16 protein-coding genes are annotated in these 17638 nt (G+C 61.9%); 10 read left to right on the plus strand and 6 right to left on the minus strand.

The features are described from left to right. The first annotated feature begins 138 nt into the window (after positions 1–138). From ACE4RL_RS00595 to ACE4RL_RS00610, 4 genes are all read left to right on the plus strand, one after another. A complete protein-coding gene (locus tag ACE4RL_RS00595; protein WP_375598615.1) occupies positions 139–720 on the plus strand; it encodes a TetR/AcrR family transcriptional regulator in 582 nt (193 codons plus the stop codon). Between the two features lie 14 nt (positions 721–734). Further along, a complete protein-coding gene (locus tag ACE4RL_RS00600) occupies positions 735–1025 on the plus strand; it encodes a YciI family protein (protein WP_375598616.1) in 291 nt (96 codons plus the stop codon). Beyond that, a complete protein-coding gene (locus ACE4RL_RS00605; RefSeq protein ID WP_375598617.1) occupies positions 1022–1627 on the plus strand; it encodes a DNA-3-methyladenine glycosylase I in 606 nt (201 codons plus the stop codon). The genes ACE4RL_RS00600 and ACE4RL_RS00605 overlap by 4 nt, the downstream gene beginning before the upstream one ends. A gap of 164 nt (positions 1628–1791) precedes the next feature. Further along, positions 1792–5040, plus strand: coding sequence for a PAS domain S-box protein (locus tag ACE4RL_RS00610; RefSeq protein WP_375598618.1), 3249 nt, complete (start codon positions 1792–1794; stop codon positions 5038–5040). Between the two features lie 571 nt (positions 5041–5611). Here the strand turns inward: ACE4RL_RS00610 and ACE4RL_RS00615 are convergent. Continuing rightward, positions 5612–6049 carry a peptidylprolyl isomerase gene (locus ACE4RL_RS00615; RefSeq protein WP_375598619.1) on the minus strand — a complete coding sequence of 146 codons (438 nt, stop codon included), beginning with the start codon at positions 6047–6049 and terminating at the stop codon, positions 5612–5614. Positions 6050–6370: 321 nt separating this feature from the next. Between ACE4RL_RS00615 and ACE4RL_RS00620 the strand changes: the two genes are divergently transcribed. After that, a complete protein-coding gene (locus ACE4RL_RS00620; RefSeq protein WP_375598620.1) occupies positions 6371–6943 on the plus strand; it encodes a transglycosylase SLT domain-containing protein in 573 nt (190 codons plus the stop codon). Between the two features lie 4 nt (positions 6944–6947). On the opposite strand, the gene ACE4RL_RS00625 is transcribed toward ACE4RL_RS00620, so the two are convergent. Beyond that, on the minus strand, positions 6948–7334 hold the full coding sequence (locus tag ACE4RL_RS00625; RefSeq protein ID WP_375598621.1) for a response regulator: 387 nt from the start codon (positions 7332–7334) through the stop codon (positions 6948–6950). Positions 7335–7544: 210 nt separating this feature from the next. Here ACE4RL_RS00625 and polA point away from each other — a divergent pair, with 210 nt between their 5' ends. Both polA and ACE4RL_RS00635 read left to right on the plus strand, forming a co-directional pair. Further along, positions 7545–10469 carry a DNA polymerase I gene (gene polA, locus ACE4RL_RS00630; protein ID WP_375598622.1) on the plus strand — a complete coding sequence of 975 codons (2925 nt, stop codon included), beginning with the start codon at positions 7545–7547 and terminating at the stop codon, positions 10467–10469. Next, positions 10470–11021: a hypothetical protein gene (locus ACE4RL_RS00635; RefSeq protein WP_375598623.1), complete on the plus strand. Its 552-nt coding sequence runs from the start codon at positions 10470–10472 to the stop codon at positions 11019–11021. Between the two features lie 162 nt (positions 11022–11183). Here the strand turns inward: ACE4RL_RS00635 and ACE4RL_RS00640 are convergent, their stop codons facing one another. Next, the gene (locus ACE4RL_RS00640) at positions 11184–11540 is read right to left on the minus strand and encodes an endonuclease domain-containing protein (protein ID WP_375598624.1); all 357 of its coding nucleotides are present in this window, start codon (positions 11538–11540) and stop codon (positions 11184–11186) included. A gap of 738 nt (positions 11541–12278) precedes the next feature. Between ACE4RL_RS00640 and ACE4RL_RS00645 the strand changes: the two genes are divergently transcribed. Beyond that, on the plus strand, positions 12279–12725 hold the full coding sequence (locus ACE4RL_RS00645) for a DUF1810 domain-containing protein (protein WP_375598625.1): 447 nt from the start codon (positions 12279–12281) through the stop codon (positions 12723–12725). Here the strand turns inward: ACE4RL_RS00645 and ACE4RL_RS00650 are convergent. Further along, on the minus strand, positions 12714–13184 hold the full coding sequence (locus tag ACE4RL_RS00650) for a hypothetical protein (protein WP_375598626.1): 471 nt from the start codon (positions 13182–13184) through the stop codon (positions 12714–12716). The two genes, ACE4RL_RS00645 and ACE4RL_RS00650, sit on opposite strands and share 12 nt — an antisense overlap. Before the next feature lie 259 nt (positions 13185–13443). Between ACE4RL_RS00650 and ACE4RL_RS00655 the strand changes: the two genes are divergently transcribed. Next, positions 13444–13617: a DUF1810 family protein gene (locus ACE4RL_RS00655; protein WP_375598627.1), complete on the plus strand. Its 174-nt coding sequence runs from the start codon at positions 13444–13446 to the stop codon at positions 13615–13617. 136 nt (positions 13618–13753) lie between these two features. Next, on the plus strand, positions 13754–14308 hold the full coding sequence (locus ACE4RL_RS00660; protein WP_375598628.1) for a hypothetical protein: 555 nt from the start codon (positions 13754–13756) through the stop codon (positions 14306–14308). Here ACE4RL_RS00660 and tsaE read toward each other — a convergent pair. Then, a complete protein-coding gene (gene tsaE / locus ACE4RL_RS00665; protein ID WP_375598629.1) occupies positions 14296–14739 on the minus strand; it encodes a tRNA (adenosine(37)-N6)-threonylcarbamoyltransferase complex ATPase subunit type 1 TsaE in 444 nt (147 codons plus the stop codon). The two genes, ACE4RL_RS00660 and tsaE, sit on opposite strands and share 13 nt — an antisense overlap. Positions 14740–14849: 110 nt before the next feature. After that, the gene (locus tag ACE4RL_RS00670; RefSeq protein WP_375598630.1) at positions 14850–17312 is read right to left on the minus strand and encodes an ATP-binding protein; all 2463 of its coding nucleotides are present in this window, start codon (positions 17310–17312) and stop codon (positions 14850–14852) included. Positions 17313–17638 lie beyond the last annotated feature (326 nt).

Here is a 17638-nt window from a genome sequence, read left to right on the forward strand (position 1 = left end):
TCGCAAAACACCGCGCGGGGTCGTCCCTGGGCAGCTTCCCAAGGTCGGCAGGCCGATCCGGCCGGGTATCGATCACGGTGACACCGGCCCTAACGACTGGCAGAGCCATCAGCGCTGGCAAAAAGGAAGGTGAATGCGATGCGCGGGGCCGAAACGCGGACCGAAATCGTCAGAACGGCGGACCGGCTCTTCTACGAGGGCGGGTTCGAGCACACATCCCTCGCCGATATTGCGGGGGCGGTGAAGATCGCGCGGGGCAATTTCTACTATCACTTCCGCAGCAAGGACGAGATTCTGGACGCCGTGATCGCCCGGCGCATGCAGACTACGCAGACTCTTTTGGCACAATGGGAGAACGACAACCCGACCCCGCGCGCGCGGCTTTCCGCCTTTGTGCGCATTCTCGAGGTCAATGGCGACAAGATCATGCGCTATGGCTGCCCGGTGGGTTCGCTGGCTACCGAACTGAGTAAGCTGGCGCATGAGGCGCGCGCGGCAGCCGTGGGGCTGTTTGACCTTTTTGTCGGCTGGCTGGCCGAACAATTCCGTGCTCTTGGCTGTGCGGATGCCGAGACCCTGGCACTGCACCTGCTGATGCGCAGCCAAGGGGTAGCCATGCTTGCCACCGCCTATCGCGACCCCCAATTCGTCGCCCGTGAAATGGCGGCGATGGAAGACTGGATTGATGGCGCGGTGCCGGCCGACAGCGCCACGCCCTGAGAGGAGAAGGAACCGTGCACATCGTGTTGTTGCGGCCCGCCGATCCGGCGCGGGCTGGTGATTATCTGGCCGGGCACAAGGCCTGGCTGGAACAGGGGCTTGAAGAGGGCCATTTCCTGCTCTGGGGCAGCCTCAAGCCAGATGGTGGCGGCGCAATCCTGGTGCGCGGGCTGGAGACAGACGCACTGGTGCAGCGCGTGGACGCAGACCCCTTTGTCAGCGGCGGCGTGGTGACGCCCGAAATCATCGAGATTGCGCCGGCCCGCGCCGATGCGCGGCTGCAATTTCTGCTGGGGGACGCATGAGCCTGTTCACTGCGGCTGATGGCCTGCCACGCTGCCGCTGGTGCGGCGGGGCACCCGAATTTGTGCCCTATCACGACCATGAGTGGGGCTTTCCGGTCAGCGACGACAGGCGCCTGTTTGAAAAGCTCAGCCTTGAAGGGTTCCAGTCCGGGTTGAGCTGGCGGACCATTCTGAACAAGCGGGAGGCCTTCCGTGCCGGCTTCGCCGGTTTCGACATCGACACGGTGGCGGCCTTTGGCGAGGCGGACGTGAACCGGCTTCTCGCCGACAAGGGCATTGTGCGCCATCGCGGGAAAATCGAGGCGGTGATCAATAATGCAGCCCGCGCGCAGGAGCTGATCGCTGAAGCGGGCTCCATTGCAGCCTTTGTCTGGCGCTATGAGGCCAAAGAGCCCGCCCAGCCGCAAAGCCAGACCACCTCGCCGGAATCGATCGCCCTTTCCAAAGCGCTCAAGAAGCGCGGCTGGAAATTTGTCGGCCCCACAACGGTTTTTGCCTTCATGCAGGCCATGGGGCTGGTCAATGACCACCAGGAGGGCTGCATCGCCCGGAAGAGAGCGGCAGAGATGCGGGCGCGGTTTGCCGTACCGGGCCAGGGCTAGCTTCCCGACCTGCCCGCCAGGGCATTGCCTGCTCGCAATTGGGAACTTGCCGCCAACTGCACCGCAAGATTTACTTCCCTCGCTCAACTTAAATGATAGGACAGGCAGGTGCACAGCTTCGCGCGCCTCAGGCGTGAGCAGACTGGCCGAGAGTGCGAGTAGGTATGACCAAGACAATAAGCGCCGCGACCTCTGCCGAGACGACGCGATTTGCGTCCATCGTCGAGCATTGCGAAGATGCCATCATCAGCCTGTCACTTGATGCCATCGTGACGAGCTGGAACATGGGAGCCTTCAAGCTGTTCGGCTACGAGCGCGACGAAATGCTCGGCCAGTCCATCAAGCGCATCATCGAGCCGGCCCGTCATGCCGAAGAAGACGAAATCCTCAGCCGGATCAAGAACGGGGAAATCGTCAGTCATTTCGAAACACGCCGCATCCGCAAGGACGGCACGGCTCTGGACATTTCACTGACCGTCTCACCGATCAAGGACGACAGCGGCAAGGTCATCGGGGCATCCAAGATCGCGCGCGACATTACGCAGCGCAAGCGCAGGGACGCCGCTTGGGAAAGGCTGATTGAATGCTCGCGGCTTGTTGGGCGCGAATTTCTTGATGCTGTCGTGGAAGCCTTGGCGCATGCCCTGAATGTGCGCTGGGTGATCCTGTCAGATATCGACCCCAACAACACCAAGCGCGCCCGCGTTCTTTCGGGTTGGAGCGACGGGCAGAAGATGGAGCCTGTCGAGTACGACCTGGCCGGTTCGCCCTGTGACAATGTTCTCAGCGACGGATTGTGTTTCTATCCGGAAGGGGTCGCGGAACGGTTTCCCCATGACGAGCTGCTGCGCGAGATGGGGGTGAACAGCTACCTTGGTGCACCCTTGCGCGGGCCCGGGGCGGTTTCTCTGGGCATCCTGGCCATAATGAACGACGGACCCATCGATCTTTCGCTCCAGCCCAAGGAAACACTCGAGCTGTTCGCAGGCCGTGCGGCTGCCGAATTGCAGCGGATTGTTGCGACATCGACCAACGAACGATTGGGGCGTCTGGTTGAGGACGCTGCGAGTGAGACCTATCTGTTCGATGCGACTTCGCTCAAGTTCATCCTGGTCAATCGTGGTGGCAGAAACAATCTCGGCTATTCAATGGATGAGCTCAGGGAACTCACCCCCCTGGACATCAAGCCCCTGCTCGATGCCGAGGCCTTTGACGCCATCATCGAGCCGCTGCGCACCGGCGAGAAATCCGTGCAGCACTTCGAGACCATCCATCGGCGCAAGGACGGCACGGACTACAACGTTTTCGTGACCTTGCAACTGCTTCAGGACGAAGATCATCCCGTATTCTTTGCGGCCATTGATGACACGACCGAGCGCGATGCGGCGCGTCGCGAGCTGAAGCAGGCGGTGCAACGCCTCGATACAGTGCTGAACAACACGACAATGGCGGTCTTTCTTATGGATGACCGTCAGGAATGCATTTACATGAATGCCGCCGCCGAGGAGCTGACGGGCTACCGTTTCGAGGAGACCCGCGGCCGTCCCCTGCACGATGTGATCCACCACACCTATCCGGACGGGCGGCACTTCCCGTTGCACGAGTGCGCAATCGACCGTGCCTTTCCGGAAGACTTCCAGGTTCACGGCGAGGAAACCTTCGTCCACAAGGACGGCAGCTTCTATCCGGTGGCGTTTACAGCAAGTCCTATCCACGACGAGAACGACAAGCCCGTCGGGACGGTCATCGAGGTGCGCAACATTGCTGCAGATCTTGAGGCACGAGCTGCCCTGGCCGATTTCAATGTGGCTCTGCAGACGCGTGTCGAGGAGGTGGTGTCGGAGCGCGAGGCGATCGAGCAGCAACTCTTCCAGGCGCAGAAGCTGGAGTCCATCGGCAAGCTGACTGGCGGCATTGCGCATGACTTCAACAATCTGCTGCAGGTGATCGGGGGCAACCTGCAACTGCTATCACGCGATGTCGCGGGCAATATCCGGGCCGAACAGCGCGTGCAAAACGCCATCGCCGGGGTCGCGCGCGGCGGGCGCCTGGCGTCGCAATTGCTCGCTTTTGGGCGCAAGCAGCCCCTGGCCCCGACCGTCGTCCATACCGGAAAGCTGATCCGCGGGATGGATGACCTGCTCCGGCGCGCTCTTGGCGAGGGCATCGAGATCGAAACCATCGTGTCAGGCGGGTTGTGGAACACTTTTGTCGACAGCACCCAACTGGAAAATGCGATACTGAACCTGGCAATCAATGCACGGGACGCCATGGATGGACAGGGCAAGCTGACGATCGAAACGGGCAACGCCTTTCTCGACGATCGCTATGCTCGCCAGCATCCCGATGTCGAGCCAGGCCAATATGTCATGATCGCAGTGACCGACACCGGAAGTGGCATTCCCCCCGAAGCACTCGACAAGATCTTCGAGCCGTTCTTTACCACCAAGCCGGTTGGCCAGGGGACAGGACTTGGCCTGAGCATGGTCTATGGCCTGACCAAGCAGTCCAAGGGACACATCAAAGTCTATAGCGAAGTGGGCGAGGGAACGACTTTCCGCATCTATCTCCCCCGCACGAAACAGGAAGAAACGGCCAGGTCCATGCATGACACCGGGCCGGTGCGCGGCGGCACCGAGACGATTCTGGTGGTCGAGGACGATGACGATGTCCGCACCACTGTGGTCGAGCTTATTGCCGGACTGGGCTATCGCGTGCTTCGCGCCAAAGATGGCGCCAGCGGTCTGGCCATCGTGGACAGCGGCGTCCCGATTGACCTGCTGTTTACCGACGTGGTGATGCCGGGCCCCGTGCCAAGCCGCGAGCTGGCCCGGCGGGCGCAGGAAAAGCTGCCAGACCTGGCAGTCCTGTTTACTTCCGGCTACACCGAAAACTCCATCGTTCATGGCGGCAGGCTGGACGAGGGGGTCGAGCTGCTCAGCAAACCCTATTCACGCGATGACCTGGCCCACAGGTTGAGAAAGTGCCTGGACGCGCGCAAGAATGATGGCGAGACCCCGTCTGAACAATCGGACATCGAGAAGACTTCAGCGGCGCTGAACGTTCTTCTGGTGGAGGATGATGTGCTCATCCGTATGTCCACGACCGACATACTCACAGACCTTGGCCATACCGCCTACGAGGCATCCACAGCCCAACAGGCCTTGGCCTTGCTCGAGGCACATCCTGTTGACGTGCTTATCACCGATATCGGCCTGCCTGGTGTCTCGGGGATATCCCTGGCCTCGCAGGTGCGCGAGAAATGGCCGTCAATCAGGATTGTGATCGCCTCTGGGTACAATAGAGAAAACGAAGCCGATCTGGCGGGTCTGGGCGAGGAGGTAGATTGGCTGTCCAAGCCATATGTGGCCGCGGATATCGAACGCGTCCTGGGCATGCCGCCGAAACGGTAGGCGGTCGCCCCGCCTCGGCTACCTGCCATTCGCGCATAGCGCTCATGGCCTGCTCCGGCTTGAAAGGCTCCACCGGAGCCTTTCATCATCCTACGGCTACCTGCCATTCGCGCATAGCGCTCATGGCCTGCTCCGGCTTGAAAGGCTCCACCGGAGCCTTTCATCATCCTACGGCTACCTGCCATTCGCGCATAGCGCTCATGGCCTGCTCCGGCTTGAAAGGCTCCACCGGAGCCTTTCATCATCCTACGGCTACCTGCATTCGCGCATAGCGCTCATGGCCTGCTCCGGCTTGAAAGGCTCCACCGGAGCCTTTCATCATCCTACGGCTACCTGCCATTCGCGCATAGCGCTCATGGCCTGCTCCGGCTTGAAAGGCTCCACCGGAGCCTTTCATCATCCTACGGCTACCTGCCATTCGCGCATAGCGCTCATGGCCTGCTCCGGCTTGAAAGGCTCCACCGGAGCCTTTCATCATCCTACGGCTACCTGCCATTCGCGCATAGCGCTCATGGCCTGCTCCGGCTTGAAAGGCTCCACCGGAGCCTTTCATCATCCTACGGATGAACGCCTACGCAGCCTTCACGACCTCGACCAGCTCGACGTCGAACACGAGGTCCTTGCCGGCCAGCGGATGGTTGGCGTCGACGGTCACGCTGGCATCATCCACGCCCACCACGGTGATGGGCAGCATGCCGCCATCGGCGGTGCGGGCCTGGAGCTGGGTGCCGACCTGCAGATCGATGCCCTCAGGCACCTTGTCGCGGTCGAGCTGCTGGATGGCGTCATCACGGCGCGGACCATAGGCCTCGGCAACGGGGATGGTCACGGTGCTCTTGGCGCCAGTTTCCATGCCGGCGACATGCTGTTCGAGCCCCTTGATCACCTGGCCCTCGCCAAGCTTGAACTCCAGCGGCGCGCGGCCTTCAGAGCTGTCGAACTGGGTGCCATCGGTCAGGCGGCCGGAATAGTGAATACGCACAATGTCGCCGGGTGCGGCAGTTGTCATGGGACGAGCCTTTCGGATTTCTGTCGCCCTTCTCTTTGGGAAGGGCCGTCAGCTTCAGTCGCGCAGAGGGCCGCTCGGCCACAGGCGGGCGGAGCGGCGATGAGGCGGTCAAAAAACGACCGCGGGAACGCGCGACGGCGAAGTCCCAAGTGTAGAGCCTGAGGCTCAGATGTAAAGCTTAGCGCCCAAATCCCCGGCTGATGGGGCTTTGCGCCGCTCACACTTGCCCTCAGGTCGCATTTCCGCCATCAAGCCGCCGCGTTTGCCGCGTAGCGGGCGATGCAAGGGACGAAACAAGCGAATAGAGGTATGGTAATGGCCATGACGGCGCGACCGCTCCCCATTGCAGGTTCCCTGGCCATGGCCCTGGTGCTGGCCGGCTGCTCGATGGCCGGCATCAAGCCGATGCCCGGCAATAAGTCGGCCGCCACCGCCCTCGTGTCCTTTGACCCCGCCGGCGCGACGCCGGCCGGGCACGTGCCCAAGGCCGCGGCCGTCCCCGCTGCCCCCAGCAGCATGCTACTGGGTTACGCCGGGTCCGAGCGCGGCGCGCTGGACGGGCTGATTGCCCATTACGCGACCCAATATGATGTCCCCGAACATCTGGTGCGCCGGGTGATCGTGCGCGAAAGCGGCTACAACCCGGCCGCCCGCAACGGTCCCTATTACGGGCTCATGCAGATCAGCCACGCCACGGCCCGCGGCATGGGTTACCGCGGTGAACCGGCGGGTTTGCTCGATGCGGAAACCAATCTACGCTATGCCGTACGCTATCTTGCCGGGGCCTATATGACGGCCGGCAAGAACGATGACCGCGCCGTGCAATTTTACGCCCGCGGTTATTATTACGACGCCAAGCGCCTGGGACTGTTGGAAAAAAGCGGGCTTCGCTGAACCGCTACTCCGCGCGCGGCGCGAGCAGTTCGGCGATGCGGACCGAGAGCTCGGCCTCGCGGAACGGCTTTCTGAGCTGGGCATAAGCCAGGCTCGCCGCATCGGGCACCTCATCATAGCCAGAGGTCAGCAGAATGGGCAGCTCCGGACGCAGCTTGCGCGCCGCGCCGGCCAACTCGATGCCATTCATGCCGGGCATGGCGTAGTCAGTGATCAGGGCGCCAATCTGGGGATTGGTCTGGAGCAGGCTCAGCGCCTGCCGGGCGGAAAAGGCTTCGAGGGCCGTGTGGCCCATTTCGGTCAATACATCGACAGTATTCAGGGTGATCAATGCATCATCGTCCACCACCAAAATTGTGGCGCCGACGCCCCGCTGTGGGCAGTCTGTCACGAGATGTCCTTAAAGGCCCCAACGGGCCGGTTGCGGGATGCTATGGACCGCATTCCCTTCAAGCGTCCGCGTCTAGGCTAGAATAATGGCATGAGTGCGTCCACTGGCTATCCGGCTGATGACGCGATGGTGACGCGATCTGTCGAAACTGGGTGCCATCCTCTGTTGCGAGGCGATAAGGTCGCCGACAAAACAAGAGGAATCGCCAAGATGCACCTGCTGCTCGTCGATGGCTCGGGCTATATTTTCCGCGCCTTCCACGCCCTGCCCCCATTGAGCCGCAAGTCCGATGGCTTGCCGGTCGGCTGTGTGCAGGGGTTCTGCAACATGCTCTACAAGCTCACCCAGGATATGGATGGCGATGACGCGCCCACCCATATGGCGGTGATTTTCGACGCCAAGGGCAAGACCTTCCGCGACGACATCTATCCCCAGTACAAGGCGCAGCGCCCGCCCGCGCCCGAAGAGCTGGTGCCGCAATTTCCGCTGACCCGTTCGGCCACGCGTGCCTTTTCCATTCCCTCCATCGAAATGGAGGGCTGGGAGGCCGACGATATCATGGCGACCTATGCCTGCATGGCACGCGACGCGGGTTTCAAGGTTACCATTGCCTCTTCCGACAAGGACCTGATGCAGCTGGTCGAGCCGGATGGTTCGATCCGCCTGCTCGACACCATCCCGCGTCCCGGCCAGCCGCCGCTGCGGTGGATTGGCCCCGATGAGGTCTTCACCAAGTTCGGCGTCACCCCCAACAAGGTGATCGACGTGCAGGCGTTGTGTGGCGACAGCGTCGACAATGTGCCGGGCGTTCCCGGCATCGGGGTGAAAACCGCGGCCCAGCTCATCACCGAATATGGCGATCTGGAGACCCTGCTCAGCCGCGCCGAGGAGATCAAGCAGCCCGCCCGCCGGCAGAAGCTGATCGACAATGCGGACCTCGCCCGCATTTCCAAACAACTCGTGACGCTTGAGCAAAAAGTGCCAGTCGAGATCGATCTCGACGGCCTGATCCGCCAGCCCATGAGCCCTTCGGCGCTGTTCCCGTTTCTGAAGGCGATGGAATTTGCCACCATCACCAAGCGGCTCGCGACCCTGCTCGAGGTCAATCCTGATGATTTCGAGCCCGATCCGGACCTGGCTGCAAACAAGGACAATCCGGTTCCCGGCGCGCCGCAAAAATCCACTTCGCTCTCGGTGGCCAAGGCCAAGCTGGCCGCCAATATGGTGCCCGGCTCCGGCCCGGCGCGCCATGCCGCCGAAGAGCACGCCCGTATCAAAGCCATTCCGGTCAACTACGAGGCCTATGAGATCGTCACCACGCCCGATGCGCTGGAGCGCTGCATCGACAAGATCTTTGCCAAGGGCCATGTCGCGATCGACACCGAGACCACCGGGCTCGACCCGCAACAGGCGGACCTCGTCGGCATATGCCTGTCCACCGAGATCGGCGAGGGCTGCTATATTCCGGTCGGCCACCGCAAGAGCGGCGACATGTTCGAGGGCGGCGAAGGGCTGGTCGAGGGCCAGTTGCCCATCGGCTTCGTGCTTGAGGCCCTGAAACGCGTGTTGCAGGACAAGGCCATTCTCAAGATCGGCCAGAATGTCAAATATGACATGGAAGTGCTGACCCGCTACGGCGTCACCATGGCGCCGATCGACGACACCATGCTCATTTCCTATGCGTTGGATGGCCCGCGCTATAATGGCATGGATGTCTTGGCCGAGCACTGGCTCGACCACAAGACCATCACCTATGCCGAGCTCGCCGGCACCGGCAAGAACCAGAAGAGCTTCGACCAGCTCGCAATCGGCGAAGCGGCCCGCTATGCCGCCGAGGACGCCGATATCACCTTGCGCCTCTGGCATGTGCTCAAACCCCGCCTTGCGGCAGAAAACGCCACGGCGCTTTACGAAACCATCGAGCGGCCCCTGGCCCCGGTGCTGGCCCGCATGGAAGCGCGCGGCATCACTGTCGACCGGCAGATCCTGGCGCGGCTTTCGGGCGATTTCGCCCAGCGCGCCGCTGCTTTCGAGGCGGAAGCGCATGAACTGGCCGGGCAAAGCTTCAATCTCGGCTCGCCCAAGCAATTGGGCGAAATCCTCTTTGACAAGATGGGCATTGAGGGCGGCACCAAGACCAAGACCGGCGCCTGGGCCACCGGCGCCGATGTGCTCGAGGGCTTGGCCGCCAAGGGCATTCCGCTGGCACGCACCATTGTCGACTGGCGCCAGCTCACCAAGCTCAAGGGCACCTATACCGATGCCCTGCCCAATTACATCAATCCGCGCACCGGGCGGGTGCACACCTCCTATTCGCAGGCTTCCGTGCTCACCGGGCGGCTCAGTTCAAACGATCCGAACCTGCAGAACATTCCCGTCCGCACCGAGGATGGCCGCAAGATCCGCTCCGCCTTTGTTGCTCCCGAGGGCAAGACGCTGATCTCGGCCGACTACAGCCAGATCGAATTGCGCGTCCTTGCCCATATCGCCGATATCCAGGCCCTTAAGGACGCCTTCGAGGAGGGGCTGGACATTCACGCCATGACCGCGAGCGAAATGTTCAACGTGCCGATCGATGGCATGCCCAGTGATGTACGCCGCCGCGCCAAGGCGATCAATTTCGGCATCATCTACGGCATTTCCGCCTTTGGCCTCGCCAACCAGCTCGGCATCGAGCGCTCGGTGGCGGGCGAGTACATAAAAACCTATTTCGAGCGCTTCCCGGGCATCAAGGATTATATGGACGCCCAGAAGTTGAAGGTGAAAGCCGATGGCCACGTCACCACGCTGTTCGGCCGCAAGATCCAGTTCCCCAACGCCAATTCGGGCAATCCAAGCGAGCGCAGCTTTGTCGAACGCGCCTCGATCAACGCCCCCATCCAGGGGTCAGCCGCCGACATCATCCGCCGCGCCATGATCCGCATGGAGCCGGAGCTGAAAAAAGCCGGCGTCGAAGCCGACATGCTGCTGCAGGTGCATGACGAGTTGATCTTCGAAGTGCCGGAAGGGACGGAAGATCAGGCCATCCCGGTCATTAAGAAGGTGATGGAAGGCGCGGCGGAGCCTGCGGTTCGGCTAACCGTGCCGATCCAGGTGGACGCCCATGCGGCCAAGAATTGGGATGAGGCTCACTGAATGGAGATCGTCCTTACCTATCGAGGAAAGATCCCATCCAAGACCAGCAGCAAGAGTGCCATCTGGGATATGAGACGGTCCTTCGACCTTCAACTGAGGAAACTTTGGGGGAAGGAGCCGTTCGACATACTGAAGCAATGGGAGGACTCCAATTTTGCAGCGGGTGCTCCCGAATTTTGGCTGCGGCAAGGAGACCAACTGTTCCTTCCGCTGTACGGCAACGCAATTGGCGTAGGCGTATCATTGGACATTAGACTACTAACGGGAATGCCTGAGCAGAAGCCAGTCATCAGCGCAGGCGACTTGGACAACCGCATCAAACGGATAATAGACGCGCTCCAGGCGCCTGCGCAGATAGGCGAACACTTGGACGACCTCGAGCCAAATCAGCGGTGGCATTGCTTGATCGACAATGACAGTGTCGTTCTCGGACTAAATGCTAGACTTGGAGCCTATCTAGGCAGCGATGACCCATCGGAGTCTTTTGCGATCATTGTTGTTCGTCCGATTCCGCTAAGGGTAACATTGGGCAATATGAGTATGCTTTATTGACTGAAGAGCACCCCCACCCGGCCTCCCCCTGGAGAAGGGGGAGGAGTAGATTGGGGGGGAGCAGTTCTTGAGACCTTCAGACGCTTCGGGACCTTCACAGGAACAGCGCCACCCCCGATGCGCTCCTCCCCCTATCAGGGGGAGGCTGGGTGGGGGTATCCGCTAAGACTCATCCACCGGATCACCCAAAACCTCCATCAACACAGCAAACACCCCCTCGCCTCGCTGCATGACATCCGCATTGGTGAAGCGCAGCACGCGGTAGCCGCGCCCGGCCAAATACGCCGTCCGCTGCGCGTCGTGCGCCACGCCGGTATCGGAATAATGCGTGTCGCCATCGATCTCGACGATGAGCTTTCGGCTCTTGCAGACAAAGTCCACGACATAGGGGCCGATGGGCGCCTGCCGCCGCCAATGCAGGCCCGCATCGCGCCAGGCCCGGAGCAGCGCCCAGAACCGGCGTTCGGGCAGGGTCTGTTCCCGCCGCAGCTTGCGGGCGAATGTGACAGGATCGGCCATGGGGTCTCCTTGGCCGAGATTAGCATCGTGTTCACGCAAGAGCACCCCCACCCGACCTCCCCCTGAAGAAGGGGGAGGAGTAGATTGAGTGCCTTGCACGTTTGGCGTCCTGGCCGTGCGTAAAACCTTGTTTGAAGGGCTTTGGATGTTTCGGGTCTTTCACTGATACGGCTGCATCCCCAATGCACTCCTCCCCCTCATCAGGGGGAGGCTGGGTGGGGATATCCGCAGAATTGTTGGATGAAATCTCATCCCTTAAACACCCGCCGGCTGGAAAACTGCCACCCCTCAAAAAGATATCCCCGCCCCAAAATCCTCCCCTATCCTCCTTCCATCCCCGTCACACACGCGGCCCCGACGCAGGGCCGGATGGGGAGGCCGGGAAGAGGGGCGCCTCTTTACGCGGGTAGAAGCTCGGCAGCCGGACCTGCAATACTTCGCTGTTGATCCGGCACTTGCCGGACAAATCTCTCCGGTGGAGAGATTTGAAACAAGAAGGCCACGAAAGCTATGCTTGAGTGGCGGCAGCCGCCTGAATCCGGACCCGTGGAAAATCCGTGTTTCCGTGACGAACGGCCAGTGGCTCGTTCTACCTCGTTTTGGAAGGGCCACTGGCCGTTCGTTACCGTGTATCCGCAAGCCGAGAGGCCGGGCGGCTTCGAGCCATGCCCGAAGTCCCGGTTTTGGCTCCGGACGGCTTTGGGACTAGACTGCCTGGACCACAGGCAGGAGGAAGCCATGAGTGAGACCCACGGCGCCATGATCGCCAAATTTCTCGCCGCGCAGGACCGGGTCTATCCCACGGCATTGCATGAATTGCGGGCCGGGCGGAAACAGACGCACTGGATGTGGTTCATCTTCCCTCAGCTGGCGGGGTTGGGCATGAGCGAGATGGCGCAGCGCTTTGCGCTGGCGAACCTCGATGAGACGAGGGCTTTTGCGGCGCATCCGATCCTGGGCGCGCGGCTGGTCGAATGCACCGAGGCGGTGCTGCTGCATGCGCCCGATGGCGTGGCCCCGCGCGATCTGGGCACCATTTTTGGCGCGCCGGACGACAAGAAATTCATCTCCTCGATGACCCTGTTTGCCCGTGCCCAGCCCGAACAGCGCCTGTTCCGCGCCGCACTCAGCGCCTTTCATGAGGGGCATGAGGACGAGCGGACCGTGGCGCTGCTAGAGGCCTGAGCGGCCAAAAAACCGCAGGACAAACGGCAGGAGGAAGAGAAAGGTCCAGGCCGAGAGCAGGATAAGTGGCACCCGGGTGGAGAAAATCGTGCCGGCATGCTGACGCAACTGCAGCCGCTCACGCTCGGCAGCATCCGTGGCCAGGGTCAGGGGCTGCAACTCGGGATGCTCGTCGAGCATGACCGCCTCGCGATGCCGCCAGTGGGCGATGGCCTCCTGAGCCGCGGAAATGCCGGGTCTGGCTTCGAGCGCCAGCACGAAGCCGAGCAGGGCAAGGAATGGTGGAAGCAGGAGGGTGAACAGACCATGCCAGTCGCCATAGCCGGCGCCCAGCGCCGAGCCATAGGCGATGACGAGAAAGCTCTGGGACGAGAGCAGCGCATTCAAACGGCTGTTGAGCAGGCCGATCTCGGCGCGGATTTCGGTGCGGATGTGATCGAGATGGTCCATGTCGGTCATGGCGCAATATCTCCCTGGCTAAAGGCGAGCGAGACCGGTGCATTCAATCCGGCAGGGTCGGGTCGCGAACAGGCTCGACTTCGTCGGGAAGGGCAGGATCGGGTTGCACCGGGGGCATCTGCATTGGCATGGGCGGTCTCCATTTGTCGCAGGACCAACCCAGGCAAGGGCGATCAGTTCCGCGTCAGGCTGACCTTGCGTCCTTCCCCGCCCTCTGGGATGTCGAGATGGACGGCGATAGTCACCGCCGAGACCACCTGTGGTCCCGCGCGATCTGGGCACCATTTTTGGCGCGCCGGACGACAAGAAATTCATCTTCTCGATGACCCTGTTTGCCCGCGCCCGGCCCGAACAGCACCTGTTCCGCGCCGCGCTCAGCGCCTTTCATGACGGGCATGAGGATGTGCGGACCGTGGCGCTGTTGGACGCCTGAGCGGGGTTGTCAGGCTTATGCATTCCTACGGAGGCGCAGCAAAACGGTATCGTCATGAATATTTATTTCGCTTATATTTCGTTATACTTCTGAGCGCACTGTTGTGAACAGCTGAATTGCGTCAAGGAAGCAGACCATGCCTTCTATTGATACCATTACTCTGGCCGACTGCGCAGCACTGATATTCGCCCCGGATGGGCGCCATTACGACCATATGGCCGCTCTGGCCGGTACGCTGGGCTTCGGCCATGTGCTCGAGCATACCAAGCTCAACGCCTTGCCTGAAAAGGCGCTGCCATTCTTCCTGATCCACAATGGCGTTGTCGATCATCTCAAGCAGCGCCTGTTGCGCGGCCTGCGCTCGACCGATGAGCCGTTGCGCAAATATGCGCCGATCATCTGTGTCATCCCCCAAGGGCCGCGGCACCAAATGGTGCCGCAGGTCGAGATGGGCTTTGACGATGTGGTGTTTCTCAGCGATCCGATCGAACAGGTCAGCAAGACATTGACCGACCAGTTGGGGCACGAAGTGCTCTACATCGATTCGCCGCAGTATTTCGGACCGGACCGGCGGCGGCTGGAGCGGGTCAGCCGGGGCGATCCGCGGCGCGTGCCGGGCGGCACCGAGCATCGGCGCATTCAGGTGCTGCGTGATCCACAGAACGGGATCCAGGTCAGCTATTTGAACTGATCACTTGCGGTCAGCCGCACAATTCGTCCCTCGCCGCCGGGAGGAATGTCCAGATGCACGACGAGGCTCACCGCCTCGGCCACCTGCGGCGCGCGCTCGGCCCATTCGACCAGCACGATGGCCTCGGGGTCATCCAGGAGGCCCAGCTCGTCAGCTTCGGTGGCATCGGCCAGCCGATAGAGATCGGCATGCAACACCGGGCCCACTGGCGTGTCGTAGGGCTGGATGATGGCAAAGGTCGGCGAAGGCACCTCAAGCGCCGGATCATTGGCGAGCGCCCGCAATATGGCTCTGGCCATGGCCGTCTTGCCCGCCCCCAGATCACCCTCCAGGCTGACGATATCCCCGGGCTTCAAGCTCGTGGCAAGCTCTGCTCCGAAACGGGCCGTTGCGTCGTCATCAGAGAGGAAGGTTTCAATCGGCAAAAACATCGTGGTCATCCGGCCCGCTGTCACCCCACCCTCCCCCCTTGTGGGGAGGGATGAAGGTTGGGGGTGAACCGAAATCGTGGCCGAGTCAACGACGCGGGCTATCGGCTACCTTACTCCGCCACTCCTGCCAGCGCGCTGTCGAGCGGCAGGTTGACGATAATGCGGCTGCCCTTGGGGTCGCGCCGCTCGGCCGAAATGGTGCCGCCATGCAAATTGACGAAGGTACGCACAATGGAAAGGCCAAGCCCCGCGCCGCGCTGCCGGCCACCCGAAGCCGGATTGTCGAGACGGGTGAGGATCGCCGATTTCATTTCGTCGGTGAGGCCTGGGCCCTCATCCTCGATAACAAACAGCATGCGGTCGCCACGCTGGCTGACCGAAAGCCGGATTTCCCCGCCAGGCGGAGAGAAGCGGGCCGCGTTGGAAAGGAGATTATAGAGCACCTGCACCAGCCGCGTGCCATCGGCGATGAAGAGCGGCAGGTCCGGCGCGATATCGACCACCAGATGCGGCGCCTCGCCCGAGACCTCGGGGAAGCTGGCACTCATGCCCGCGCGGGCCTTTTCGACCAGCGCGACGACATCGAGCGGTTCGGGTTTGAGTTCGGCAATGCCGGCATCGACGGAAGCGAGATCCAGAATATTGTCGATCAATACGCCCAGCGTTACCGATGAGGCGCGGATATAGTCGATATATTCGCGCTGGCGTTCATTGAGGCTCCCACCCTCGGTATCCGCCAGCAGATCCGCAAAGCCGATGATATTGGTCAGGGGCGAGCGCAGTTCGTAGGAGACATTTTCCACGAAAGCGTCCTTGAGCCGGTCGGCGGCCACCAGGGCGTCATTGCGTTCCTTGAGCACCTTGGAATAGCCCGCACTCTCGGTGACATCGAGGAAGGTCATCATGGTCTGCCCATTGGGCAGGCGGGTGATGGCGTAGTCGATCAGCCGGCCGTCTGATCGGGTGATCCGCCCCTGGCGGTCGGTGCGGGTGGGATTGAGGTCAATGATCGTGCGCTTGAGGTCGCGCCAGATCGAGGCGCCGTCCTCGGGAATGGCCCGGCCGCTGGCCTCGGCCAGCCGGTCGATATGGGGATTGTTGCCCAGCTCGTTCATGGGCAGCTTCCAGAGCTTGGAGAGCTGCGGATTGGAGAGGGTCAGCCGGCCATTGGTGCCGAATACCGCCACGGCCTCGTTGAGCGCCATGATGGTTTCGCGCAGCACATTGGTGAAAGCCTTGTTGGTGCTTTCCAGCTCCAGCCGCTCGGTGAGGTCCTCGAACACATAGATCACGCCGCCATTGGGGCCGGCGGGCGCCGAAATCACCTTGATGGTGCGCCCGTCGGGCAAATGCCAGGGGTCGGCCTCGTGCGGCTCCTTGCGAGCATAGCTCTCCAGATGCTTAGCGCGCCAGGTGTGATAGTCGACCTGGCTGGGCAGCATGCCCTCGGTGCGCAATTTGTCGAGAATGGCGCGTTCATCCAGGCCCGGGGTAAGGAACTTGCGGTCCAGGTTCCATAAATTGGCGTAGGCCGCGTTGAATTGGGTCAGTTCACGTTTGGCATTGAAGATGGCAATGGGCGTACCCAGAGCATCGATAATACCGCCGATATGCGCCAAGCCCTGATCGGACGGCGCGACTGGCTGGGCGACCTTGTCCTGTGGGCGGAGATAGCCGGCACGGCCACCGGGCACGGGAAAATCGACCAGCTCGAACCGGCCATGCTTGCCGAGGTCCAGCGGCAGGTTCACGGGGGTCATCGCAGCGTGGCAGGATTTGAGGTGCTGCGCCAATTGGGTAGCGTCCAGCAATTCGGGCGGCTTGGCGTCGGGACTGGTGCGCCCCATTTCGCTGGCAAGCGCCAGATAGGCGGAGTTGGCGTAGATCAGCCGGTCGGCATCATCGCGCAGGAAAGCCGGCTTTGACAGGAGGGCGAGAATGGCGCGGGCGCTTTCCCGGTCGCTGCCCTGTGCTTCTGCCGTCAGCGCGGCCTGTTCGTCGGGTTGGCTGAAGGCGGGGCGCAGGCGCAGCGCGACGGCGCCGCCCATGACCCAGCCATTGGCGCGCACAAGGCGCCCGTCCAGCGTATCGAGACTGGTGACGAAGGCGTGGCCATGCAGCCGCAGATCTTCGACCAAGCTGGTCAGCCGATTTGTTTCGGCCGGGCCCAGCCAGGAATGGAAATTGAGCACGCTTTGCGGCTGCCGCCCCGGCGGAAGCACGGCGCCGGCCTGCCCCAGGACGCGCGGGGCCTCGTGGCTTTGCCAGAGCACGGTCAACTCACGCGTACCGGCGATCAGGTTTTCATATTCGTCGACCAGTGCGCGCAGATCGGCAATCTGCTCGGCGGCCCTGCGGCGTGCGGCGCGGCTGTCGGTAAGAAGGGTGCGGACCAGCACCATGGACAGCAGAGCGAAACCGCCCGCGCCAATGGCGACTGCAAAAGGGGCAATTCCGCCCAGACTTGCCGGAACAAGGCCCTGGGACAAGGCGGGAACTGCCGTGGCCAGAGTAATGGGCGCAGAACACAGACCTGCGAATCCCAATTGCTTCCGGAAATGATCCGGCGTCATACCAGCCCTCTTTCGCTTTGCTTGCGATGCCAACCCGACCAGAACAGTCGGTACGCCCCAACTTCAAACAGGCCGCTGACGCAGAGCCGAAATCGGCTCAAGCTGCCCCCAAAATCGGCTTGCGTGTCCCCCCGCAACCCGAATCACTAAGACCATACCGGGCAGCGGAATCGTGCAAAAGAGTCTTGATGGCTGTGCGTTGCGGGCAAAGCGCAAGGAAAGGGCTTGACCCGTGAACGAAACAGAAACCTTTCTGAAAAGTAAAAACCCGGGACTATGCCCGGGCTTTTTTCGGTCGATGGTTAATTTTCGGTGACTTTCGCTGC

This window comes from Devosia polycyclovorans (assembly GCF_042181575.1).
GTDB classification, from domain to species: Bacteria; Pseudomonadota; Alphaproteobacteria; order Rhizobiales; family Devosiaceae; genus Devosia; species Devosia polycyclovorans.